General features: G+C 72.6%; 18 protein-coding genes and 1 pseudogene. 6 read left to right on the forward strand and 13 right to left on the reverse strand.

Features of this window, described 5'->3' with window-relative positions:
• The gene (locus ACFWVP_RS27235; protein ID WP_384500535.1) at nucleotides 1-231 is read left to right on the forward strand and encodes a hypothetical protein; all 231 of its coding nucleotides are present in this window, start codon (nucleotides 1-3) and stop codon (nucleotides 229-231) included.
• A 44-nt stretch (nucleotides 232-275) separates the two neighbouring features.
• On the opposite strand, the gene ACFWVP_RS27240 is transcribed toward ACFWVP_RS27235, so the two are convergent.
• Nucleotides 276-3,494, reverse strand: coding sequence for a tetratricopeptide repeat protein (locus ACFWVP_RS27240; RefSeq protein ID WP_384500536.1), 3,219 nt, complete (start codon nucleotides 3,492-3,494; stop codon nucleotides 276-278).
• Nucleotides 3,495-3,647: 153 nt separating this feature from the next.
• Nucleotides 3,648-3,758, reverse strand: a pseudogene (locus ACFWVP_RS27245) (Uma2 family endonuclease); the annotation flags it as partial.
• A gap of 97 nt (nucleotides 3,759-3,855) precedes the next feature.
• Here ACFWVP_RS27245 and ACFWVP_RS27250 point away from each other — a divergent pair.
• Nucleotides 3,856-5,913, forward strand: a complete 2,058-nt coding sequence (locus ACFWVP_RS27250; protein WP_384500635.1) for a thioredoxin domain-containing protein — start codon at nucleotides 3,856-3,858, stop codon at nucleotides 5,911-5,913.
• Nucleotides 5,914-5,999: 86 nt separating this feature from the next.
• Here ACFWVP_RS27250 and ACFWVP_RS27255 read toward each other — a convergent pair whose 3' ends face one another.
• On the reverse strand, nucleotides 6,000-6,683 hold the full coding sequence (locus tag ACFWVP_RS27255; RefSeq protein WP_384500537.1) for a hemolysin III family protein: 684 nt from the start codon (nucleotides 6,681-6,683) through the stop codon (nucleotides 6,000-6,002).
• Nucleotides 6,684-6,893: 210 nt separating this feature from the next.
• On the opposite strand from ACFWVP_RS27255, the gene ACFWVP_RS27260 reads away from it, so the two are divergent.
• Nucleotides 6,894-8,744, forward strand: coding sequence for a phosphoenolpyruvate carboxykinase (GTP) (locus tag ACFWVP_RS27260; protein ID WP_384500539.1), 1,851 nt, complete (start codon nucleotides 6,894-6,896; stop codon nucleotides 8,742-8,744).
• Between the two features lie 163 nt (nucleotides 8,745-8,907).
• Here ACFWVP_RS27260 and ACFWVP_RS27265 read toward each other — a convergent pair whose 3' ends face one another.
• The 7 genes from ACFWVP_RS27265 to ACFWVP_RS27295 all read right to left on the reverse strand — a co-directional run bounded on the left by ACFWVP_RS27265 (nucleotide 8,908) and on the right by ACFWVP_RS27295 (nucleotide 16,386).
• On the reverse strand, nucleotides 8,908-9,522 hold the full coding sequence (locus ACFWVP_RS27265; protein WP_384500540.1) for a hypothetical protein: 615 nt from the start codon (nucleotides 9,520-9,522) through the stop codon (nucleotides 8,908-8,910).
• Complete coding sequence (locus tag ACFWVP_RS27270) at nucleotides 9,509-11,137, reverse strand: substrate-binding domain-containing protein (protein WP_384500542.1); 1,629 nt, start codon at nucleotides 11,135-11,137, stop codon at nucleotides 9,509-9,511. Before ACFWVP_RS27270 ends, ACFWVP_RS27265 begins: the two co-directional genes overlap by 14 nt.
• On the reverse strand, nucleotides 11,134-12,354 hold the full coding sequence (locus ACFWVP_RS27275; RefSeq protein ID WP_384500544.1) for a toxic anion resistance protein: 1,221 nt from the start codon (nucleotides 12,352-12,354) through the stop codon (nucleotides 11,134-11,136). Before ACFWVP_RS27275 ends, ACFWVP_RS27270 begins: the two co-directional genes overlap by 4 nt.
• 31 nt (nucleotides 12,355-12,385) lie before the next feature.
• Nucleotides 12,386-13,465: a hypothetical protein gene (locus tag ACFWVP_RS27280; protein WP_384500637.1), complete on the reverse strand. Its 1,080-nt coding sequence runs from the start codon at nucleotides 13,463-13,465 to the stop codon at nucleotides 12,386-12,388.
• 159 nt (nucleotides 13,466-13,624) lie between these two features.
• On the reverse strand, nucleotides 13,625-14,020 hold the full coding sequence (locus ACFWVP_RS27285) for a hypothetical protein (protein WP_384500545.1): 396 nt from the start codon (nucleotides 14,018-14,020) through the stop codon (nucleotides 13,625-13,627).
• Between the two features lie 92 nt (nucleotides 14,021-14,112).
• Nucleotides 14,113-15,324 carry a pyridoxal phosphate-dependent aminotransferase gene (locus tag ACFWVP_RS27290; RefSeq protein WP_384500547.1) on the reverse strand — a complete coding sequence of 404 codons (1,212 nt, stop codon included), beginning with the start codon at nucleotides 15,322-15,324 and terminating at the stop codon, nucleotides 14,113-14,115.
• A 249-nt stretch (nucleotides 15,325-15,573) separates the two neighbouring features.
• Nucleotides 15,574-16,386 carry an arylamine N-acetyltransferase gene (locus ACFWVP_RS27295; RefSeq protein WP_384500549.1) on the reverse strand — a complete coding sequence of 271 codons (813 nt, stop codon included), beginning with the start codon at nucleotides 16,384-16,386 and terminating at the stop codon, nucleotides 15,574-15,576.
• 76 nt (nucleotides 16,387-16,462) lie between these two features.
• Between ACFWVP_RS27295 and ACFWVP_RS27300 the strand changes: the two genes are divergently transcribed.
• Nucleotides 16,463-16,792, forward strand: a complete 330-nt coding sequence (locus ACFWVP_RS27300; protein ID WP_384500550.1) for a hypothetical protein — start codon at nucleotides 16,463-16,465, stop codon at nucleotides 16,790-16,792.
• Nucleotides 16,793-16,844: 52 nt separating this feature from the next.
• Here the strand turns inward: ACFWVP_RS27300 and ACFWVP_RS27305 are convergent, their stop codons facing one another.
• Complete coding sequence (locus ACFWVP_RS27305; protein WP_384500552.1) at nucleotides 16,845-17,741, reverse strand: NAD(P)-dependent oxidoreductase; 897 nt, start codon at nucleotides 17,739-17,741, stop codon at nucleotides 16,845-16,847.
• A 95-nt stretch (nucleotides 17,742-17,836) separates the two neighbouring features.
• Here ACFWVP_RS27305 and ACFWVP_RS27310 point away from each other — a divergent pair, with 95 nt between their 5' ends.
• Both ACFWVP_RS27310 and ACFWVP_RS27315 read left to right on the forward strand, forming a co-directional pair.
• Nucleotides 17,837-18,181: a winged helix-turn-helix transcriptional regulator gene (locus ACFWVP_RS27310; RefSeq protein ID WP_384500554.1), complete on the forward strand. Its 345-nt coding sequence runs from the start codon at nucleotides 17,837-17,839 to the stop codon at nucleotides 18,179-18,181.
• A gap of 147 nt (nucleotides 18,182-18,328) precedes the next feature.
• Nucleotides 18,329-19,168: a serine protease gene (locus ACFWVP_RS27315; RefSeq protein ID WP_384500555.1), complete on the forward strand. Its 840-nt coding sequence runs from the start codon at nucleotides 18,329-18,331 to the stop codon at nucleotides 19,166-19,168.
• A 51-nt stretch (nucleotides 19,169-19,219) separates the two neighbouring features.
• Here ACFWVP_RS27315 and ACFWVP_RS27320 read toward each other — a convergent pair whose 3' ends face one another.
• Entirely contained in the window at nucleotides 19,220-20,845 is a 1,626-nt protein-coding gene (locus ACFWVP_RS27320; protein ID WP_384500557.1) for an amidohydrolase family protein, read from the reverse strand.
• Nucleotides 20,846-21,141: 296 nt separating this feature from the next.
• Nucleotides 21,142-22,491, reverse strand: a complete 1,350-nt coding sequence (locus ACFWVP_RS27325) for an alanine racemase (protein ID WP_384500558.1) — start codon at nucleotides 22,489-22,491, stop codon at nucleotides 21,142-21,144.
• Nucleotides 22,492-22,511: the final 20 nt, after the last annotated feature.

Here is a 22,511-nt window from a genome sequence, read left to right on the forward strand (position 1 = left end):
ATGTACGCGACCCAGGCACTGACGCAGTTCGTTCCGCTCGCCGCCGCGGAGCTCGACGAGAACAAGGTGACGCCCGGCGTTCTCGGCTTCCTCGTCTTCGCGGCGCTCGCCGTGGGGGTGTGGTTCCTGATGAAGTCGATGAACCGCCACATGGGCAAGGTCGACTTCGAGGAGGCCCCGGACCCGTCCGGTGCGGAGCGGAAGGCGCCGGCCGAGGCGGGCAGGGAATAGCTCCTCCGCCCGCCCCGGAACCGGGACCCAGGGCCCGCGCCCGCCTACGGCCGGGCCCCCACCGGCACGCCCATGACCTCGCGGGCGTGCCGGGACGGGGTCATGCCCCGGCGCCAGGCCTGCCAGCCGTCCTCCAGGTCCACCCCGCGGTTCAGGACCACCCGGAACGCCTCCGCGCAGTCCTCCAGCTTGCCGTCCCGCATCGGATGGGCGGCCAGGAGCAGGTCCGCGAGCTCCTGCTGGGCCACCGCCGTACCGACCTCGATGCCGCCCGGTGAGGCGTACGGCAGCAGCGTGCACCGCAGGAACGCGGCCCAGTCCCCGCCCCGGGCGTCCCCGTACGAGGCGAACAGGCGGACCGCCTCGTCGCACAGCTCCAGGGCCTGCGCCGTACGGTTGTTGCCGCCGTCGACCAGGGCCAGCTCCAGGCAGGTCCAGGCCTCCCCGTGGGGCACCCCGATCCGCCGGAAGTCGGCGCGGGCGTCGGCGAGGAGCTGCCGGGCGAAGCCGGAGTTGCGGAGGTTCCCCGTCCGGGCCGCCCGCTGGTCGCGGGTGACCCGCCCCGAGTGGTGCCGGGCGCACGCCAGCCCGTACACGTCCCGCATCCGGGAGAACATCGTGCGGGCCCGCTCCAGCTCCCGTACGGCCTGGTCGGTGTCGCCGTCCTCCTCCAGCGCCTGCCCCAGGTAGTAGCGCGTCCACGCCTCGCCCCGGGCGTCCTCGTTGTCCTGGTGCCGGACCAGGGCCTCGCGCAGCCCCTCCACCGCGGGCGCGGGGTCGCCGTCACCCAGCCGGGCACGGGCCAGCTGGGTCAGGGCCCAGGCCTCCCCGCGCCCGTCGCGGGTGCGGCCGTACAGGTCCAGGGCGGTGGACAGCTCCTCCTCGGCCCGGGCGACCTCGCCGAGGCGCAGGCAGACCTGGCCGAGCTGGAAGTGCGTCCAGGCCTCGCCGTGCAGCGACTCGCCCTCCCGGTGCAGGGCGAGGGCGGTGTCGAGCAGGGCCAGGGCCTCGGCCGGATAGGCCCGGTCACGCTCCACGGCGGCCAGGGCGTGCAGGGACCAGGCCCGGTCCTCGGCCTGCTCCGGGGAGGCCTGCAGGTCCAGCGCCTCCCGCAGCCGCGCCGAGGCCTCCGTGAGATTGCCCTGATGGTGCAGGGTGATGCCGAGCGAGCAGAGGGCGAGAGCGGCCCCCGCGTCGTTCTGCGCCTCGCGGTACAGGCCGACGACGGAGGACAGCGTGGTGCGGGCCTTGTCGAGCTCGCCGAGCTGACGGGCCGCGATGCCCGTACGCCACTGGACCGACCGCTCCAGCAGCCCCTGGTCGAAGGCCTGCGTCAGCTCGCTGATCTCACCGAGCCGGTAGAGGTCGCCGCGCAGCAGGCAGTAGTCGCACAGCGCGCCCAGCAGATGGAGCACGGTCCGCCGATCGACACCCTCCGCGTGCCGCAGCGCCGACGTGATGAAGCTCGACTCGTCGTCCAGCCAGCGCAGCGCGGCGTCCAGCGAGCTGAAGCCGTGCGAGCCGAACCGGCCGGCGCGCGTGGACATCTTGCCGTCCACCATGCGGATCACCGCGTCGGCGAGCTCCGCGTAGTTCCGGACGAGGCGCTCCTGCGCGGCGGCACGGTCCGCCGCGTCCTCCTCGTCGAGCAGGCGGGCCAGGGCGAAGGCCCGTACGAGGTCGTGCAGCCGGTAGCGCGAACCCCGCACATGGGTGAGGAGCCCGGCCCGGGACAGGGTGGCCAGCAGTCGGCCGGCCTCCTGCTCGTCGGTGGACAGCAGGGACGCGGCAGCCGCGGCGCCCAGGCTGGCGCGACCCGCCAGGGCGAGCCGGCGCAGCAGCCGCCGGGCCTGCTCGGACTGGTCGGTGTAGCGCAGCCACAGGGCCCGGTCGACGGGCGGGACCGGGCCGTACGCGCCGAGGCCGGCCGCGAGCTCGCCACGGGTGCGCACACCGAGGGAGGAGCCCGCGACGCGCAGGGCGAGCGGCAGCCCGCCGCACAGCTCGACGACGGTGTCGGTGGACGGGTAGTCGTACGGCCCGTCCCCCTCCTCCTCCGCCGACTCGCGCAGCAGCTCCTCGGCGCCCGCCGCGTCCAGCCCGCCGACCGGCAGCAGGTGTACCCGGGCCGGGATGTCGGCGGGCAGGTCGAGCGGCTCGCGGGCCGTGACGAGGACCAGGCTGTCGGAGCGTTCGGGGAGGAGGGTGCGGACCTGGGCGGCGTCGGTGGCGTCGTCGAGGACGATCGTGACGGGGGTGCCCGTGAGGTGCTGGTGATAGTGCTCGCCCAGGCGGCGCACCTGCTGTTCGGCGGAGGACCTCTCGCGGAAGAGGAGCTGTTCGCGCGGTGCGCCCAGCCGGTTCAGGAGGTGCAGCAGGGCGTCCCGGGTCGGCAGCGGCGCCTCCCCGGCCACGTCGCCGCGCAGATCGACCACACAGGCACCGCGGAACTGGTCCTTGAGCGCGTGTGCCGCCCGCACGGCGAGCGCGGTGCGCCCGGAGCCCGGCGCTCCGTGCAGCACGACGACGGTGGGCTTCGTCTCCGTGGCGGCGCGGGCGGCGTGCACCCACTGGGCTATCTGCGCCAGTTCACTCCGGCGCCCCACGAACGGGCCGTCGGCAGCGGGCAGATGGCCGAAGGACTGTTCGAGGAGTGAACGGGTGCGGGCCGCCGCGCTGCGGTCCCCGCCGCGCAGCTGCGGCACCACGGAGGCGGTGGTCTTCTTCGGTGTGCGCGTGGAGGCGGTCAGCATGCGCTGCTGGTCGAGGAACGGGCGGATGCCCCGTACCTCCAGCGCCGTCAGCCACTGCAGGCGCAGCTGTTCGGCGCCGCCGGGCTGACCGAGCGCGCCCGCCCTGCGATGGGCGGCGGGCCAGTGCGACACGGTCGCCCGGGCGACCGTCGTCGTCGCCCCCGCGACGGCGACGACGGCGCCCGCACCGAGGGCCAGCCCGGTCGTCGTACCGAGCGCGAGGTCCGCGCCGAAGGCGGCGGCGGACGCGACTCCCGTCACCAGCAGCGGCGTTCCCAGCGCGGCCCGGCTGAACCGCTCCGACAGCGGCTTCTGCCCGGCCGGCGCCGCGTCGAGCGCCTGCGTGTACGCGGCGTATTCCTCGGCCGCACCCGCCGCCATGGAGTCCAGCGCGCCCCGCGCACGCGCCATCAGCGCGCCGGAGTCCGTCCGCCCGCCCGTGCGCCGCGCTTCCTCCTCCACGGCCCGTACCAACAGCCGTTCGGCTTCCGCGCGATGACTGTCCCGCATACGTCCCCCCAGGTTTCCGCGACTTCGGCCGGATCGGCTGTCATGACCACCCAGTGTCCTGCGAACGGAGCTCCGGCGCGAGAGAGCGAGGCGGTGGACCGGCGGGGGAACGATGCCGTGTGCGCCGCGTGTCGGTGTGCCGCGGCAGCCGGATCAGATGGTTCCCAGGTCCACGGTGACGGAGAAGGGTGCGGCGGCCTCGATCACGCCGGTGAACATCTCGCCGTCCCCGTAAGCCTTGGTGGCGGGGTCGAGGACGTGGGTACGAGGAGCCTCGACAGGCCCGGCGCCGCTGGGACCAGCGTACGGTCCGGTGCTGTCAGGGCACCGACGACGGGGCGTTTCCCACGGTCGAGGCATGATGTGCCGGGCTGCCGGGCGCGGCGTGAGTAGGGTGATCGCTGTGAATCGCTTGGGTGGCACGACCTCGCCGTACCTGCTTCAGCATGCCGACAACCCCGTCGACTGGTGGCCGTGGTCACCCGAGGCGTTCGCGGAGGCCCGACGGCGCGGCGTCCCGGTGCTGCTCAGCGTCGGGTACGCAAGCTGCCACTGGTGCCATGTGATGGCCCACGAGTCGTTCGAGGACGCGGAGGTCGCGGCGTACCTGAACGCGCACTTCGTGCCGGTGAAGGTCGACCGCGAGGAGCGGCCCGACGTCGACGCCGTCTACATGGAGGCCGTCCAGGCCGCGACCGGCCAGGGCGGCTGGCCGATGACCGTCTTCCTCACCGCCGACGCCGAACCCTTCTACTTCGGGACGTACTTCCCGCCCGAGTCCCGCCACGGCATGCCCTCCTTCCGCCAGGTCCTCGAAGGCGTCGTGGCCGCCTGGTCCGACCGGCGCGAGGAGGTCGCGGAGGTGGCCGGGCGCATCGTCCGGGACCTCGCGGGCCGCTCCCTGACCCACGGCGGGGAGGGCGTGCCCGGCGGTGAGGAGCTGGCGCAGGCGCTGCTGCGGCTGACCCGGGAGTACGACGAGAAGCACGGCGGATTCGGCGGGGCGCCCAAGTTCCCGCCGTCCATGGTCATCGAGTTCCTGCTGCGCCACCATGCCCGTACGGGGGCCGAGGGCGCCCTGCAGATGGCCGCCGACACCTGCGCGGCGATGGCGCGCGGCGGGATCTACGACCAGCTGGGCGGCGGGTTCGCGCGCTACTCGGTGGACCGGGAGTGGATCGTCCCGCACTTCGAGAAGATGCTCTACGACAACGCGCTGCTGTGCCGCGTCTACGCCCACCTGTGGCGGGCCACGGGCTCGGACCTGGCCCGGCGGGTGGCGCTGGAGACGGCCGACTTCCTGGTGCGCGAGCTGCGGACAGCGGAGGGCGGATTCGCCTCCGCGCTGGACGCCGACAGCGAGGACGCGGACGGCAGGCACGTCGAGGGCGCGTACTACGTCTGGACGCCCGCGCAGCTGCGCGAGGTGCTGGGCGAGGAGGACGCCGCGTTCGCCGCCGAGCACTTCGGGGTGACGGAGGAAGGCACCTTCGAGGAGGGTTCCTCCGTCCTCCGGCTCACGGGCACGGGCCCGGTGGACGAGGCGCGGGTCGCCGATGTGCGGGCCCGGCTGCTGGCGGCGCGCGAGATGCGGGTGCGGCCGGAGCGCGACGACAAGATCGTGGCCGCCTGGAACGGGCTGGCCGTCGCCGCACTCGCCGAGACCGGCGCGTACTTCGGCCGGCCGGACCTGGTCGAGCGGGCCACCGAGGCCGCCGACCTGCTCGTACGGGTCCACATGGGTGACGTCGCCCGCCTCTGCCGCACCTCGAAGGACGGCCGCGCGGGCGACAACGCCGGAGTCCTGGAGGACTACGGCGATGTCGCCGAAGGCTTCCTGGCGCTGGCCTCCGTGACGGGCGAGGGCGTCTGGCTGGAGTTCGCCGGCTTCCTGCTCGACATCGTGCTGGAACGGTTCACCGGCGAGAACGGGCAGCTGTTCGACACCGCCGACGACGCGGAACAGCTGATCCGCCGCCCGCAGGACCCCACGGACAGCGCCACCCCGGCCGGCTGGACCGCGGCCGCGGGCGCCCTGCTCTCGTACGCCGCGCACACCGGCTCGGAAGCGCACCGCACGGCGGCCGAGGGGGCGCTCGGGGTGGTGCAGGCGCTCGGCCCGAAGGCTCCCCGGTTCATCGGCTGGGGGCTCGCGGTCGCCGAGGCGCTGCTGGACGGGCCGCGCGAGGTGGCGGTGGCCGGACCGGTCGGCGGGGAGCTGCACCGGACGGCGCTGCTGGGGCGGGCACCCGGCGCGGTGGTCGCCGCGGGTGCGGGCCCGGACGCCGGATCGGAGTTCCCGCTGCTGGTGGACCGGCCGGAGGTGGGCGGGGCGCCGACCGCGTACGTCTGCCGGCACTTCGTGTGCGACGCGCCGACGACGGACGCGGGGGAGCTCGCCGGGAAGCTGGGCGGCTGACGGGCCCGTAAGGACGGCCTGTACACCCGCCGGACGGCCGGGCCCGTGCGGGCCCGGCCGTCCGGGGTTCAGCTGTGCCGGGCCGCTCAGCTGTGCTGGTAGGCCACCAGCGAGATGCCGACGTAGTGCACGATGAACGCCGCGAGGGTCAGCGAGTGGAACACCTCGTGGAAGCCGAACCAGCGCGGTGACGGGTTCGGCCGCTTGATGCCGTAGATGACACCGCCCGCGCTGTAGAGCAGCCCGCCGACGACGACGAGGACGAGCACCGCGATACCCCCGGCGCGCATGAAGTCCGGCAGGAAGAACACCGCGGCCCAGCCCATGGCGATGTAGCACGGGGTGTAGAGCCAGCGGGGCGCCCCGACCCAGAACACCCGGAAGGCGATGCCGGCCGCCGCGGCACCCCAGACCGCCCACATGAGCGGCTGCCCGGTGGACTCGGGCAGCAGGAGCATGGTCAGCGGGGTGTACGTGCCCGCGATGATCAGGAAGATGTTGGCGTGGTCGAGCCTGCGCAGCACGGCTTCGCCGACCGGGCCCCAGGTCCCGCGGTGGTAGACCGCGCTCACGCCGAAGAGCAGGCAGGCGCTGAGTACGTAGACGGCGCAGGCGACGCGTGCCCGGGTGCTGTCCGCCAGGGCGACGAGGACGACTCCGGCGATCAGCACCGCGGGGAACATCCCGGCGTGCAGCCAACCGCGCATCCGCGGTTTCACGGGGACAGGGTCGTCGAGTTCGACAGGTCCGGACGTGGCGGCAGAAGTCATGGACGCCATGCTACCTACGCTTCCGTAGGTAACCGCTTCGAGTGGCGATGCTCACGTGTGCGGCCCTCTGGACATATGGGCGCGACCGTCGGATGATCAAATGAGTGCGGTCGGCACCGGATGAGCGCCAGGGGAAGACGAAGGGGTCAGCATCCGGGTCGCAGCCCCCACGGGGCACCTGTAAACAGACACCCTCGACAAGGAGCGATCGTGGCGCGCGACATCGCGGCTCCCCCCACTGTTCCCACCAACCACCAGGAGCTCGTCTCCTGGGTGGACGAGATCGCAGCCCTCACCGAGCCGGACCGTGTGGTCTGGTGCGACGGCTCGGAAGCCGAGTACGAGCGCCTGTGCGAGGAGCTCGTCGCCAAGGGCACCTTCACCAGGCTCGACCCGGTCAAGCGTCCGAACTCGTTCTACGCGGCGTCCGACCCGAGCGACGTCGCCCGTGTCGAGGACCGCACCTTCATCTGCTCCGAGAAGGAGGAGGACGCGGGCCCCACGAACCACTGGAAGGCACCCGCCGAGATGCGGGCCGTCTTCACGGGGGACAGCTCCACCGGTGAGAACGGCGTCTTCCGCGGCTCCATGCGCGGCCGCACGATGTACGTCGTCCCGTTCTGCATGGGCCCCCTCGGCTCGCCGCTCTCCGCGATCGGCGTCGAGATCACCGACTCCGCGTACGTCGCCGTCTCGATGCGCACCATGACGCGCATGGGCAAGGCCGTCCTCGACGAGCTCGGCACCGACGGCTTCTTCGTCAAGGCCGTCCACACGCTGGGCGCCCCCCTCGCCGAGGGCGAGCAGGACGTCCCGTGGCCGTGCAACTCCACCAAGTACATCTCGCACTTCCCCGAGGACCGCGAGATCTGGTCCTACGGCTCCGGCTACGGCGGCAACGCCCTGCTCGGCAAGAAGTGCTACGCCCTGCGCATCGCCTCCGTCATGGCCCGTGACGAGGGCTGGCTCGCCGAGCACATGCTGATCCTCAAGCTCACGCCGCCGCGCGGGGGGAGCGAGGCCGTCAAGTACATCGCCGCCGCCTTCCCGAGCGCCTGCGGCAAGACCAACCTCGCCATGCTGGAGCCCACCATCCCCGGCTGGACCGTCGAGACCATCGGCGACGACATCGCCTGGATGCGGTTCGGCGAGGACGGCCAGCTGTACGCGATCAACCCCGAGGCGGGCTTCTTCGGCGTCGCGCCCGGCACCGGCGAGCACACCAACGCCAACGCCATGAAGACCATGTGGGGCAACTCCGTCTTCACCAACGTCGCGCTCACCGACGACGGCGACGTGTGGTGGGAGGGCATGACCGAGGAGCCTCCCGCGCACCTCACGGACTGGAAGGGCAACGACTGGACCCCCGAGTCCGGCACGCCCGCCGCCCACCCCAACGCCCGCTTCACCGTCCCGGCCGGCCAGTGCCCGATCATCGCGCCGGAGTGGGAGGACCCGAAGGGCGTGCCGATCTCGGCGATCCTCTTCGGCGGCCGCCGCGCCTCCGCCGTACCGCTGGTCACCGAGTCCTTCACCTGGCAGCACGGTGTCTTCCTCGGAGCCAACGTGGCCTCCGAGAAGACCGCCGCCGCCGAGGGCAAGGTCGGCGAGCTGCGCCGCGACCCGTTCGCCATGCTGCCGTTCTGCGGCTACAACATGGGCGACTACATGAACCACTGGATCAAGGTCGGCGCCGACAAGCCGGACCAGTCGAGGCTCCCGAAGATCTACTACGTCAACTGGTTCCGCAAGAACGACGCGGGCAAGTTCGTCTGGCCCGGCTTCGGTGAGAACAGCCGCGTCCTCAAGTGGATCGTCGAGCGCCTGGAGGGCAGGGCCGAGGGCGTCGAGACGCCCATCGGGATCCTGCCGGCCAAGGGCGCCCTGGACACCGAGGGCCTCGAACTCTCCGATTCGGACCTGGACTTCCTGCTCAAGGTCGACAAGGAGATCTGGCGCGAGGAGGCCGCCCTGATCCCCGAGCACCTCAACACCTTCGGTGACCACACGCCGAAGGAGCTGTGGGACGAGTACCGCGCGCTGGTCCGGCGCCTGGGCTGATCCCCTTCCCGATCCCCGCGGCCGGGCCTCCCGACATCCGCCCTGACCTGTGGGGTCAGCGGCCCGCCGCGGTGGGGAACGTGCACGAACACGCGCCCCTGGCCCCCGGAGCCCCCTCAAGGCTCCGGGGGCCGACCTCTTCGCCCGCTCCCGCGGGCCGCGGTCACAGGCCCCGGTCCTCCAGATACCGGGTGTGCGTCTGCTGGCGGCGGGCCTCCGCCTCGCGCAACCCGGTGGCCAGCCCCTCCGCCTCCCGGTGCAGGAGGTCCAGCTGGCGTTCCAGATGCCGCTCCGGCGGCTCGCTGCCCGGGGCGACGCGGGTCCACCACCGGGTGCGTACGAAGGTGTCGACCGACTCCGGGATGTCCTGGTGGACGGCGCGCGCCAGGACGTGGACCCCCTCCGGGTCGGTGGCCAGCGCCTCCGAGACCCATCCGGGGGCCAGCAGCCCGTCCAGCAGGTCCGTCAGCTCGACCAGCCGGCCCGCCGCCCCCGGCGGCAGGTCCACCTCCGCCAGGTACTCCCGCAGGGTCACGAAGTCCGCCCGCAGCGACTCCAGCCGGGACGACGCGTCCGGGAACTCCGGGGCCGGCGGGCGCCGGGGCGGGGCGATCAGCGCCCCCGCGCCGTACAGCCCGGCGATCACGACCGGCCAGTACGCGCCCGCGAGCCCCGTGAAGGTGAGCGCGAGCCCGGCCAGTCCGCAGGCACTGCCCGTGAGGTTCTTGGCCGACTCCAGGTAGGCCAGCGCCCGGCCGGGAAGACTACTGGTAGCCACGGATCTCCTCGAACGCGCCGTCCAGGGACCCAGGCCCCTCGGCCTTCGTCGCGTCGAAGAGCCGTCCGCCGGTCAGCTCCGCGATCCGGTCGAGCTCGGAGCGGTCCGAGTCGCCGAACACGACGGGGAAGACCGGGGTGACCTGCCGGGCCGCCGGAAGTCCCCGGTAGAACGCGGTGAACTCGGCCGCCGTGTCACCCGTCGTGTTCTGGCCGTCCGTCATCAGGACGATCGAGGTGAACGCGGATCCGGTGTCCGTGCCGATCCGGTCGTAGGCGTCGGCGAGGCTCGAATAGATGGCGGTGTCACCGCTCGCGGTCAGCGAGGCCGCGTCCGCCCTGATCGCCTTCAGGCCCTCCTCGGGGCGTGCCGGGTCGACCGTGTGCGTGGTGGCCCGCTTCACCGACGAGCCGAACGGCAGCAGCGTGACCTCCTCGCGCTCCCGGAAGTCGGCGGTCAGTCCGTCGAGCGCGTCCTTCAGCCGCCGCAGCCGGTCGCCCTCCATGGAACCCGAGGTGTCCAGGACGTACACGGTCCGCGAGGGCCGGCGGAGCTTGTTCTCGTAGCCGGACAGCAGGCCGTCGGCGACCGAACGCGTACCGGGGAACGGCAGTTCGCGGCGCTGCCCGGCGGCCAGCGGCGAGGCGGCGGCCACGGAGGCGACGACCGGCCTGCGGAAGGTGTCCGCGGTCATCCGCCGCTGGACGGCGGGCGTCCGCAGATACGTCGTCAGGGCGCGCACGGAGTCCTTGGCGTCCGGCGACGCGCCGGAGAGGAGGCTCAGCGGGTAGTCGGCGGTGACCACACCGTCGCGCGGACGGATCACGGTGAGACCGGTGCCGCTGTCCCGGTTCAACGAGTGCAGCACCGACTCGTAGTTGATCAGCGCGTCGACGTTGCCGCGCCGGGCGTACGCGGTGGCCAGCCAGCCCGAGGAGCCGGAGGTCAGCCGCTGCCCCGCGAAGAACTCCTTCAGCTTCGGACCCGCCCTGCGCACATCCGCGTCGGTGAGCGCGGCCTGCGCCCCGGACAGTGCCGAGGCGACCGAGATCAGCGCGGAGAAACCGGAGTTGGAACGCACCGGGTCCGTCATCCCGTACGTCAGACCGCCTTCGGTGACCGCCCGGTGCACCTGCGCCCAGGTGACCTGCTCCGGCTTCCAGCCCAGCCGCTCGACCGTCTGCGGCCGCACACCGATCGCGACCGGCGAGGCCATCAGCGGGGTCTCCGAGCCGAGACGCCCGGCAGCGTCCGGGTGCAGCCGCAGGTAGTCGTTGGAGGAGAGCCACACCGCGTCGTACGCCTTCTCCGCCTGCCCGGAGGTGATCTGCGCGACGGCGTCGATCGTGCCGGTCCAGGTGGGCCGCACGGTGATACCGGTCGCCTTCCTCGCCTGTTCCAGCAGCGGTTCCATGTCGGCGAGTTCACTGGAGGCCAGGACGCGCACGGTGCCGGGGCGCGGCGCCGTGTCCTCCTCCCCGCCGCCTCCCGCGGAGTCCGCGGAGCAGGCGGCGACGGGTACGAGCACGGCGGCGGCCAGCAGCGAGGCCAGGGCCCGCGTCACTCTGCGGCCCAGCCGGGTCAGGCCGCGACGGGCCCGGGGCGTGGCGCTCATCCGAGGCCACCGCCGTCGAGTGCCCCCGCGGTCCGGCTGCGCTCCAGATAGGTGCTCGCCTGCTGGAGCTCGGAGGTCAGCGACTCCACAGTGGCGGCCATCGACTCGGTCGCCTGCACCTTGTACGTGTCGATCGCGTCGAGCGTCCGGTAGATCTGCTGGAACGCCGTGCGCAGCGTCTCGGCACCCACCGCCGGGTCGGCGGCGATCCGCTGGACGTCACCGCTCTGCGTGGCGAGCATCTCCGCGTTGCCGCGGATCAGGTCCTCCGTCGTGGAACGCAGCACCCGCACCTGCTCGGTGACCTTGCGCTGGCTCTCCAGCGCCGAGGCCAGCATCACGGCGATCCGCAGGGCGGACACCGTGGTGGTCGCGGCCCGGTCGACGCCCTTGATGAGCTCCTCGTTGTTGCGCCGCACGACGTCCATCGCCAGGTACCCCTGCGCGCAGACGGCGAGCTGGGTCAGCAGGTCCTGGTGCTTCTGCCGTACGGGGAAGAGGACATCGGCCCGCATCGCGTCGGCCCGGTCCGGGGCGGTCGCCTCCGTCTCGGCGATGCGCTGCTCCACGGCGCCGTCCAGGGCGTCGGTGAGGACCACGTACTCCTGGAGCTTGCCCATGGTCTCCCAGAGCCTGGCGCGTTCGGTGTGCAGGGCGGCGTTGTCGCGGCGCAGATCGTCCTGGCCGGCGCGCAGGGAACCCACGATCCGGTTGAGGGTGGACTGGGACGAGGCGTACTTGGCGACGTGGTCGCGCAGCCGGTTGCCGCCGGGCAGTCTGGACAGCAGGCGGCGGGCGCCCTTGACCGGGGTGTCGCGCGGGTCGAGGTCCTCGACGGTGCGGCGGAGCTCGACGAGCGAGGAGCCGACCCGGGTCTGCGCGTCCCCGTCGCCGGACGCGCCGGCGGCGAGCGAGCGGACGGTGCGGTCCAGCATCCGGTTGGACTGCTGGGCGGCGGCGCGGATGTCACCCTGCCCGAGCGCGGTGATCTCGCCGATCCGGGTGGTGAACTCCGGTGAGCGGGCGTCCAGTCCGGCGAGTCCGGCGACGTACTCGGTGGCGCGGCGCGTCATCTCCGTACGCACCGCGTCGTCCACGGGCACGAGGCCGGCGGCCTGCTCCGCGCGGACGGGGGCGACGGGCTCGGGCGGGGTGAGGACGAGCTGCGGGGCGGCCGCGTCCGGTGGGGTGAGCGGGTGCGGCTCGGCTGGGTTCATGGGGCGGTCTCCTGGGAGGCGTGAGCGTTCATCAGCTCTGGGTCCGGCGGGCCATCGCGCGCAGCACCTCGGCGGTGGGCACGGGCGCCTGGCGGACCCCGGTCAGCCGCTGGTCGATGAAGGCGGTGTGCGGTGCGGTCGCCGCGGTGAACTCGGCCGCCGCGCCCTGGGGGCGGAAGCCGTGGCGTACGGCCAGTTCGCGCAGGCGCGGATCGGTGGAGAGCAGTTCGCCGAGCTCGCGGCCCGGCTCGGTGAGCGGGACGACGGTGTGGTCGCTGGAGACGGTCGTGTCCGGGTAGAGGACGACGAGGTCCCCGGTCTCCTGCTTCCGCAGCAGCAGGGAGGCGACCTGCGACTCGTAGACGAGCACCAGTGGATTGCCGACCCCGCTGACGAAGTCGCGGAAGGGGGCGTCGCTGCTGGTCTGCTGGCTGCCCTGCACCTGGACGAGCTTCTTCATCAGCGGTGCGGTGCGGGCGATCGCCGCGTCGTCGGAGGCGACCCGGCCGCCGTCGGCGACATAGCTGGCCGCGGCGAGGAACAGGGCCCCGGAGTTGGAGGAGACGGGATCGGTGCTGTTGACGAACACCGTGCCGCGGAGCTCGGCGTGCGGGGCGGTGCCCTTGAGCTGCTGCCAGGTCCTGTCGTCCGCGGCGGCGTCGAGGTAGGGCTCCATGAGCAGTTTCCCGCTCGTGGCCGGCTTCCCCGCGGTCCCGTCGTTCAGCGTGGCCAGCCCGTTGGCCGCCAGCACCTGTGCCGCGTTGCGGTGGGCGACGACGACGAGTGGCGAGTAGAACGGCCGCAGCGGGGCGCCGTCCGTCCGGTTGGTGTTCCGCAGTTCGTCGGCCGGGGCCTTCGAGCTGGGGAAGGCGAAGTCGTACCCCTTGAGCGGACTTCGGTCCATGGCCCAGGAGCCGGACGTCTCCGTCTTCACGGTGAGTCCCTCGGCGGCGAGGGCCCTCACCACATCGGGGTCGGCGAAGAACTCGGCCTTCTCCGACCCGATCACTCCGCGCACGGTCTTCGTTGCCGTGCCTGTGTCCTTGTCGCGGCCTGCTACGACGGCTGCTGCCACTCCGCCGATCAGCAGCACCGCCAGGACGATTCCCACGATGCGTCTCACGCAGGCAGACTGCTCGCGGAATTACACATTCCAGGCATGGCCGGGTGGACGGCAGGTGAAGGAGCGATCCCAGTACGCAACGGGAGGCGGCCCCTCAGGGGCGTGGCACCCGGTCCGCGCGCCTTCGCGGCCCGCGGACCGGGGCCGTCAGTGGGCGCCGGCCAGCGCGGTCGCGGTGCGCGGCGCGAGTGCCGCGGTGTGCGCGTCCATCGCCTCGGCGGCGAGGATCGCGACGGCCGTGTCGGCACGGGACGCGGCCACCACCAGGACCCGGCCCGCGAGGGCGTGGGCGCGACGGTGGAGCGCGGCCACGGGCGCGTCGGTCAGCCCGGCGTGCCGGGCCGGCGGTGCGCCGCGGAGGCGGGCCACCTGCGCCGCGATGCGGTCGCCTGCGGTGCCGAGGCCCAGCTCGTCGGTGACCGCGAGGAGGGCGGAGAGGTGTCCGGCGAGCTGGATGTCCAGCTCCTCCTCACGGGTGCGGTGCGGGAAGCCGGCGTCGTCGGCCGGTGTGTGGACCGATTTGGTGCGGATCGGCTCGTACATGGAGGGCCTCCTGGCGTTGCAGTGCGGCCATCCTAACCTGGATCCAGTCTAAAGTTGTCAGGAGTCCGGAAGGATTACCGGTGGGTACGGCGTCACGGCTGGCTGTAACCGTCCAGGAACTTCCCGATGCGGGTCACGGCGTCGGTCAGGTCCTTGGCCGGCGGCAGGGTGACCACCCGGAAGTGATCGGGTTCCGGCCAGTTGAAGCCCGTGCCCTGCACGACCATGATCTTCTCGGCGCGCAGCAGGTCGAGCACCATCTGCCGGTCGTCCTTGATCTTGAAGACCTTGGGGTCGAGCTTCGGGAAGAGGTACAGCGCCCCCTTCGGCTTCACGCAGGTCACCCCGGGGATCTGCGTCAGCAGGTCGTACGCGATGTCCCGCTGTTCCAGGATCCGCCCGCCCGGCAGCACCAGTTCGTTGATCGACTGCCGGCCGCCGAGCGCGGTGGCCACCGCGTGCTGCGCGGGCATGTTCGCGCACAGCCGCATGTTCGCCAGGATCGTCAGACCCTCGATGTACGAGGTGGCGTGCGCCTTCGGGCCGCAGACCGCCATCCAGCCGGAGCGGTAGCCCGCGATCCGGTAGTTCTTGGAGAGGCCGTTGAAGGTGAGCACCATCAGGTCGGGGGCGATCGCCGCGGTGGGCGTGTGGGTCGCACCGTCGTACAGGATCCGGTCGTAGATCTCGTCGGAGCAGACGACCAGGCTGTGGCGCCGGGCGATCTCCGTCAGCCCGCGCAGCATCTCGTCGTCGTAGACGGCGCCCGTCGGGTTGTTCGGGTTGATGATCACCATCGCCTTGGTGCGGTCGGTGATCTTCCGCTCGATGTCGGCGAGGTCGGGCATCCAGTCGGCCTGCTCGTCGCACCGGTAGTGCACGGCCGTACCGCCGGCCAGCGACACCGAGGCCGTCCACAGCGGATAGTCCGGCGCGGGCACGAGCACCTCGTCGCCGTCGTCGAGCAGCGCCTGCATCGACATCTGGATCAGCTCGGAGACGCCGTTGCCCAGGTAGACGTCCTCGACGTCGAGGTCGATGCCCTTGGTCTGGTAGTGCTGCATCACCGCCCGGCGCGCGGACAGCAGGCCCTTCGCGTCGCCGTAGCCGTGCGCCCCCGAGAGGTTGCGCAGGATGTCCTCGAGAATCTCGGGCGGGCACTCGAAGCCGAATGCGGCCGGGTTGCCCGTGTTGAGCTTGAGGATGCGATGCCCCGCGGCTTCCAGCCGCATGGCCTCCTCCAGCACGGGGCCGCGGATTTCGTAACAGACGCCGGAGAGCTTGGTGGACTGGATGACCTGCATGTCCGCGAGCTTACGGCCGCGTTTCGCGCGGTGCGCCCGGTTTCCGCGCCGCTTGCTCCCAACGGGTCCGTACACCGGCCCGTCGGGGCTTCCATCGCCATGCGGCCCCGGCCGCCCACCGTGGGAACGGGCGGTCGGGGCGGCGGCCCGGCTTGGAATGCGGGCGTGACCCACCGGACCGGGTGAGATGCGCCACGCGGCCCCGCACCGGGCCGGCGGTTCCGGGGTCCGGTGACCCGGTCCCGGGGCTCATCCGGGCAGTACGGTCCCCTCCGGGAGCCGTACGCCGAAATCGTCGGCCAGCACGCGCAGCACCTCGGCGGGGCCGCTCAGCTCCCGCTCGGTGACCGTGCCGTCGTCGGCCGTCTCCACGAGGGTGCGGCCGGACAGGGCCCGGTGCAGGCCCGGCAGGGTGCGCTGGGCGTACACCGCCTGCCGGAAGGGAGAGCGGGGGTTCGTCGCGATGTACCAGTTGATGACGTCGTAGTCGGGGGCCTCGAACGGCTCCAGCGTGAACTCGTACTGCGGCTCCCAGACGCCGCCCTTCTCCGTCTGCAGCTCCCACATCTCCAGCGGTCCGTCGTGCGGGGCGTGCACCAGGCGGTGACGGCGCGGGGTGTCGAGCAGTTCGGCGTCCACGACGAGCGGGATCGGCTCCAGGAGCGCGCCGCTCGAACCGAAACCGACGTCGGCCAGGAACGACCCGGGGTCGTCCTGTGCCTCCACCTTCAGCAGCATGTGCGTACGCGGCCTGATGTCGCCGGGCGCGGCGCCCAGCACCACCCGGGCGGCCAGCAGGGTGACGCGGAAGCCGAGCCGGGTCAGGGCCGCCGCGAGGAGGGTGTTGTGCTCGTAGCAGTAGCCGCCGCGCCCGCCTAGGACCAGCTTGGCCTCCAGATCGGGGAGTGCGAGGGAGGGGGCGCCGTCCAGGACGGGTTCCAGATTCTCGAACGGGATGCCCAGCATGTGGGCGCGGTGCACGGACCGCAGCACCTCCACGGTGGGACGGCGCTCCCCGGACCAGCCGATACGGGCGAAGTAGGCGTCGAGGTCGAGTGTCATGCCCCGACCCTACGCAGACCGCTCAGATGTTCCTCAAATGCTGTACGGGCCAAGGGATCCGGGGCAGTCTTCCCGCATGACCGGATTCGGGAAGCGGATGAAGCGGGACACGGCCGTGCTCGTGCTGCGTGACGCGCGGGAGATCACCGAGCTGCTGCGCGAGGCGCTCGACGGGGCGCCCGCCACCGAGCGCCCCGGCCTGGAACGGGCCCTCGCGCTCGTCGCCGAGGCCGGCTCGGTCACGGACGCGGAGCTGCGCGCCCGATGGGTGCGGCAGCGGCTCGCGGTGGCCGGGCACGAGGGGCCGGCCGACTCCGTGGCCGCGATCAAGGCGCTCCGCCAGGCGGAGCCGGGCCTGTCCCTCCTCCAGGCGGCGACGTACGCACGGGAGGCCGCGACGGCGTAGGGCGTCGCCACCCGGCGCGGCGCCGGCCTGCCCGCGCGGGGGTGTGCCGGGCTCAGCCGACGAGCAGGTCGATCACGCGTGCCGTGTCCTCCTCGTCGTGTCCCCCTTCCCGCAGCAGTCGTTCCATCAGGTTCAGGTACGGAGACAGCAGCGCGGTGCTGACGCCCTGGTCCTCGGCCGTCCGCACCAGCGTGGCGCTGCCCGCGACCTGCATGGCCAGGCCGGAGACCACCCCCGACGTGTGGTCGCCGCTGTTCAGCCGCTCGGCGGTGGTGTGCGCGGCCGGGACCATGGCGGTGAGCCAGTCCACGAGGAGCGGCGCGAATTTCTCGGGGTCGACGGCCTCGCGGCGGATGAGCGCGAAGGCGTGGGCGATGCCGGAGAACGCCCCGTACATCGCGCTGAGCAGCGCCACGTCGTGCAGGGCGGCGAAGCCGGGGTCCTCCCCGACGTAACGGGTGCCCGCGGGTACGGCCAGGGTGTGCCGGTGGTCCTCGAACGAGGCGGCCGAGCCGCTGTAGAACACGTACCCACCGGATTCCGGTGTGCCGATCATCGGCGGCACCGCCATGATCCCGCCGTCCAGGAACCGGGCGCCACGCGCCTGTGCCCAGGTGGCGCGGTCCCGCGCCCGGAGGGGGGTGCCGGTGGTGAGGTTGACCAGGTCCCTGTCCGTCAGGTCGGCCCCGGTCAGGGCCTCGTCCACGGAGTCGTCGTCGAGCAGGCAGAGCACCACGAGCCGGCCGGAGGCCACCGCCTCGGCGGCCGTGGCCGCCACGGTCGCGCCCCGGGCGGCGAACGGCTCGGCGCGTCGGGGATCGCGGTTCCACACGGTGAGCGGGTGCCCGGCGGTGAGCCAGGCGTCGGCGAGCGCGGCGCCCATGGCACCGAGCCCGAGGAGGATGACGGGTTCCTTGTACGCGGAGTCCCGCGCGGTGTTGTCGGACATGGACACGAGCCTCGTCGCCCGCCGCGGGGCGATCAAGTACCCACCTGGAAGTGGGTGGTTACGCTGGGGTGAGTGACCAGCTGGGAGGCACAGGCATGGGGACCGTTCGGCGGCCGGGTTCGTACGTCTGCGGGATCGACGCGGCGATGGACGTGATCGGAGGGAAGTGGAAGGTGCTGATCCTCTGGGCGCTGAACGAGCGGACGCTCCGCTTCGGTGAGCTCCGCAGGCAGGTGCCCGGGGTCACCGAGAAGGTGCTCGCGTCGCATCTGCGCGAGCTGGAGGGGGACGGCATCGTGCACCGCGAGGAGCACGCCGAGGTGCCGCCCCGCGTGGAGTACTCACTGACGAAGCGGGGCCTGGCGCTCAACGACGCGCTGGAGCCCCTGGGCGCGTGGGGACGGGAGAACGTCCTGCCTGACACGGCCGCGTCCGGCTGAGGACCGTCCGCGCGCCGATCCGTCCGTGCGCCGATCCGTACGGCGGCTTGATTTCGCCCCTTGTCGGAGATCTCTTCCATACGTCAGCATGCGCATGTCAAAACCGGAGGAACTCCGGTGACAGACGCATCTGGAGGGGACCCCCACATGAACAAGCCTCTCGTCGGCGCACTTCTTTCCGTCCTGTTCCTCGGGGCGGGCGTCGCACCCGCTGCCGCGGCCACGAGCCCGGACGCGACCGGAGTCCGCGCCCAGGCGGTCACCTTCGCCGGCACGGTCGCGCTCAGCAACTGTTCCGGCTCGGTCGTCCGGGCGCCCTCGTCGCTGCCCGGCGACCCGGCCCTCGTCCTGTCCAACGGCCACTGCCTGGAGACCGGCTTCCCCGGCCCCGGCGAGGTCCTGCTCAACCGGTCCTCGACCCGCAGCTTCACCCTGCTGAACGCGGCGGGCAACGGGGTCGGCACCCTGCGGGCCGGCAAGATCGCGTACGGGACGATGACGGACACCGACGTCTCGCTCTACCAACTCACCCGCACCTACGCCCAGATCGAGAGCTCCTACGGCATCAAGGCCCTGGAACTCGACGCCGCGCGCCCGACACGGGGCACCGCCGTCACGGTCGCCTCCGGGTACTGGAAGCGCACCTACAGCTGCGCCGTCGACGGGTTCGCGTACCGTCTCAAGGAGGGGGCCTGGACCTGGAAGGACTCGGTCCGCTACACCTCCGCCTGCCGGACGATCGGCGGCACGTCCGGATCCCCGGTGATCAACGACGCGACGGGCAAGGTCGTCGCCGTCAACAACACCGGGAACGAGGACGGGCAGCGGTGCACGGACAACAACCCGTGCGAGGTGGACGAGAACGGCACCGTGACCGTCCGCCAGGGCATCAACTACGCCCAGCAGACCTACGGCATCGTGCCGTGCATCGGCGCGGGCAACCAGATCGACCTGAACCGGGCCGGCTGCACGCTGCCCAAGCCGTAGCCGTAGCCGTAGCCGTAGCCGTAGCCGTAGCCGTGGGGGCGGGGCGCCCGGTCAGATCCGGGCCCGGCGGCCCGCGCCCCGCACCGCCCGGCCCGCCAGGACGGAGGTCCGCTTTCCGTCCTCGATGACGAAGCGGCCGTCGATCAGGACGTGCGGGATGCCCACCGGCAGGGTGCGCGGCTCGTCGAACGTCGACCCGGCCGCCACCGTGTCCGGGTCGAAGAGGACCAGGTCCGCGCGGTAGCCCTCGCGGACCAGGCCCCGGTCCGGCAGGCGCAGACGGGCGGCCGGGCGGGACGTGAGGTGGGCGACGCACTCCTCCAGGGAGAGGATGCCCAACTCCCGCACGTACCGGCCGAGGTACTGCGGAAACGTGCCGTACGCGCGCGGGTGCGGCTTGTCGCCCTGGAGGATGCCGTCGCTGCCGCCGGTGTGCACGCGGTGACGCATGATCTGCCGGACGTTCTCCTCGTGGCCGACGTGCTGGAGGATCGTCGTGCCGAGCCGGTCCTCGACGAGCAGCCGGCGGGCGGTCACCCAGGGGGCCTCGCCGCGCAGCCGGGCGGACTCGGCGACCGTACGGCCGACGTACGCGGCCAGCTCCGGTGTGCCGACGCCCGAGATCTCGATGGTGTCCCACTCGATCGGGACGCCGTGGCAGCCGTCGGATCCCAGGACCTCCAGGTGGTGGCGGATCCGCTCCGCCGTCGCCCCGTCCGCGAGCCGGGTCATGACCGACTCGGGCCCGCCCTCGCTCACCCAGCTCGGCAGCATCGCGACGAGGGTCGTGCAGCCCGGGGTGTACGGATAGGTGTCGAGGGAGATGTCGGCGCCGGCCGCGAGGGCGTCGTCCAGGAGTGCGAGGAGGTCCGGCGCCTTCCCCTTGTTCACACCGAAGTTCATGGTGGCGTGGGCCAGATGGAGGGCGCAGCCGGCGTCGCGGGTGAGCCGCACCATCTCCTCGTACGCGGCCAGCGCCCCCGCGCCGTACGAGCGGTGGTGCGGGCAGTAGTACCCGCCGTGTTCCGCCACCACCCGGCACAGCTCGGTGAGTTCGGAGTCGTTCGCGTACATCCCCGGGGTGTACGTCAGGCCCGAGGACATGCCCACGGCGCCCTCGGCCATGCCCTGCGCGACTAGTTCCCTCATCCGGGTCAGCTCGGCGGCGGTGGCCGGGCGGTCGTCCCAGCCGACGGCGAGCATCCGGACGGTGCCCTGCGGGATGAGGTAGGCGGCGTTGACGGCGATGCCCTGGCCGCCGAAATTGCGGTCGAGGCGGTCCAGGTAGCCGCCGACGGTGCGCCAGTCGAAGTCGATGTCGCCGCCGTCGCCGTTCCAGCCGGCGATGGAGCGGCGGACCTCGGCGAGGGTGCGGTCGTCTGCGGGGGCGTACGACAGGCCGTCCTGGCCGAGGACCTCCAGGGTGACGCCCTGGGCGGCCTTCGCGCTGTGGTCGGGGTCGCGGAGCAGGGCCAGGTCGCTGTGGGCGTGCATGTCGACGAAGCCGGGGGAGAGCGCGAGGCCGTCTGCGTCCAGGGTGCGGGGGGCGGTGGGGCGGGGGCCGTCGCCCTCGCCGCGTATCTCGGTGATCCGGCCGTCGTCGACGCCGACGTCGGCCCTGTAGGCGGGGGTGCCGGTGCCGTCGATGACGGTCGCGTTGCGGATGACCAGGTCCATGGTGTGGCTCGCCTTTCAAGGGTGGTTCCCTCCCCGCCCCGCCCGTTCCCGTGACCGGGGCTCCGCCCCGGACCCGCACGCCCTCCGGGCGCGCGTGACCGGGGCTCCGCCCCGGACCCGCACGCCCTCCGGGCGCTTGTCCTCAATCGCCGGCCGGGCTCGGTTGGCGCCGCCGGGCAGGTGTGATGTGCCGGACGCGGCGGAATTCGAGCCCCTCCGGCGATTGAGGAGCGGGGTCCGGGGCGGAGCCCCGGTTACGGGCGAGGGCGGGGTGGGGGGAAAGCACCCCGTAGGGATCAGAAGAACGTGCGGAGGTAGTCCGTGACGGTGCCGTCCGCCTGCGCCAGCGGAATCAGCTGCCACTTGTCGAACGACGTGCAGGGATGCGAGAGGCCCATCCCGACCCAGTCACCCACCTCCAGCTCGGCTCCCGCCTCCGTCCGCACCCAGGTGTGCTGGTCGGACAGACCCGTGACCGTGATACCGGTGGCGGCCCGCTCGGAGCCGTCGCGGCCGGACCGTACGACCTGCGCCCGCGGGAGGTCGAGGTCGTAGGCCGCGTCCCGCTTGCCCGCGTTGAGGAACGCCTGCTCGCCGGAGGGGCGTGAGACGACCTGTGCCCAGAGCCGGAAGGCGGGCCGCAGGGCGCCCTCCTCCGGGACCCGGTTGAACGGGGTGATGCGCAGGTAGTGGCCGTCGTCGTGCGAGACGTACGCCCCGGAGCGCAGCAACTTGCATACGGGCCGGGAGAGGCCGGGAATCTCCGCGAACACGTCGGCCACCGCGTCGAACCACGCGCTGCCGCCCGCGCTGATCAGGATCTCCTCGCCGTCGGCCAGCGCGGAGAAGCGGCCGGACGCGTCGAATCCGGCGGCCAGCGCGACGAGGCGGCGCAGCCACTCCCGTACGCGTTCGGGGGAGGCGTCCGGCACCTCGCCCTCGTAACCGGCGACGCCCACCAGGCGCAGGGTGGGCGCCGCGGCCACCGCGTCGGCGACAGCCGCGCAGTCCGCCTCCGTGCGGGCGCCTGTGCGCGCGCCCTCGCCGGCGCCCAGTTCCACGACCACGTCGACGGGGCGGGAGGCGCCCGCCGCGCGCAGCGCCTCGTCCATCAGTTCGACGCCGCGCACGGAGTCGACGTAACAGACGAACGTGAAGTCCGGGTCGGCGTCCAGCTCACCCGCCAGCCAGCGCAGCGCGACCGCGTCGACGACCTCGTTGGCCAGGAAGATCCGCCGGATGCCGTACGCCCGGTAGACCCGCGCCTGGTGGGGGACGGCCGCGGTGATGCCCCACGCGCCGTGTTCCAGCTGGCGGGCGAAGAGCTGCGGGGACATCGACGTCTTGCCGTGCGGCGCGAAGGCCAGGCCGTGCCGCTCCGCGTACGTCTCCAGCAGGGCGAGGTTGGCCTCAACGGATTCGGCGGACAGGGCCAGCACGGGGGTGGTGAAGCCGCCCGTGAAGAGGTTGCGGCGCTCGGCCGCCAGGGCGCCGACGGTCAGCCCCTCCGCGTCGGGCGGCAGCGCCTTGAAGCGGTGGTCGACCACTTCACCGGCGAGGGCCGTCACGGACTGTTCGGCGGACTGCTGGGCGGCCAAGGGATCCTCCTCGGGAACACGATGCGTTGCATTGTCTGCAACGCTCATTGCGCATATCGCTTGAGGCT

This window comes from Streptomyces sp. NPDC058637 (genome assembly GCF_042717325.1).
Lineage (GTDB): Bacteria > Actinomycetota > Actinomycetes > Streptomycetales > Streptomycetaceae > Streptomyces.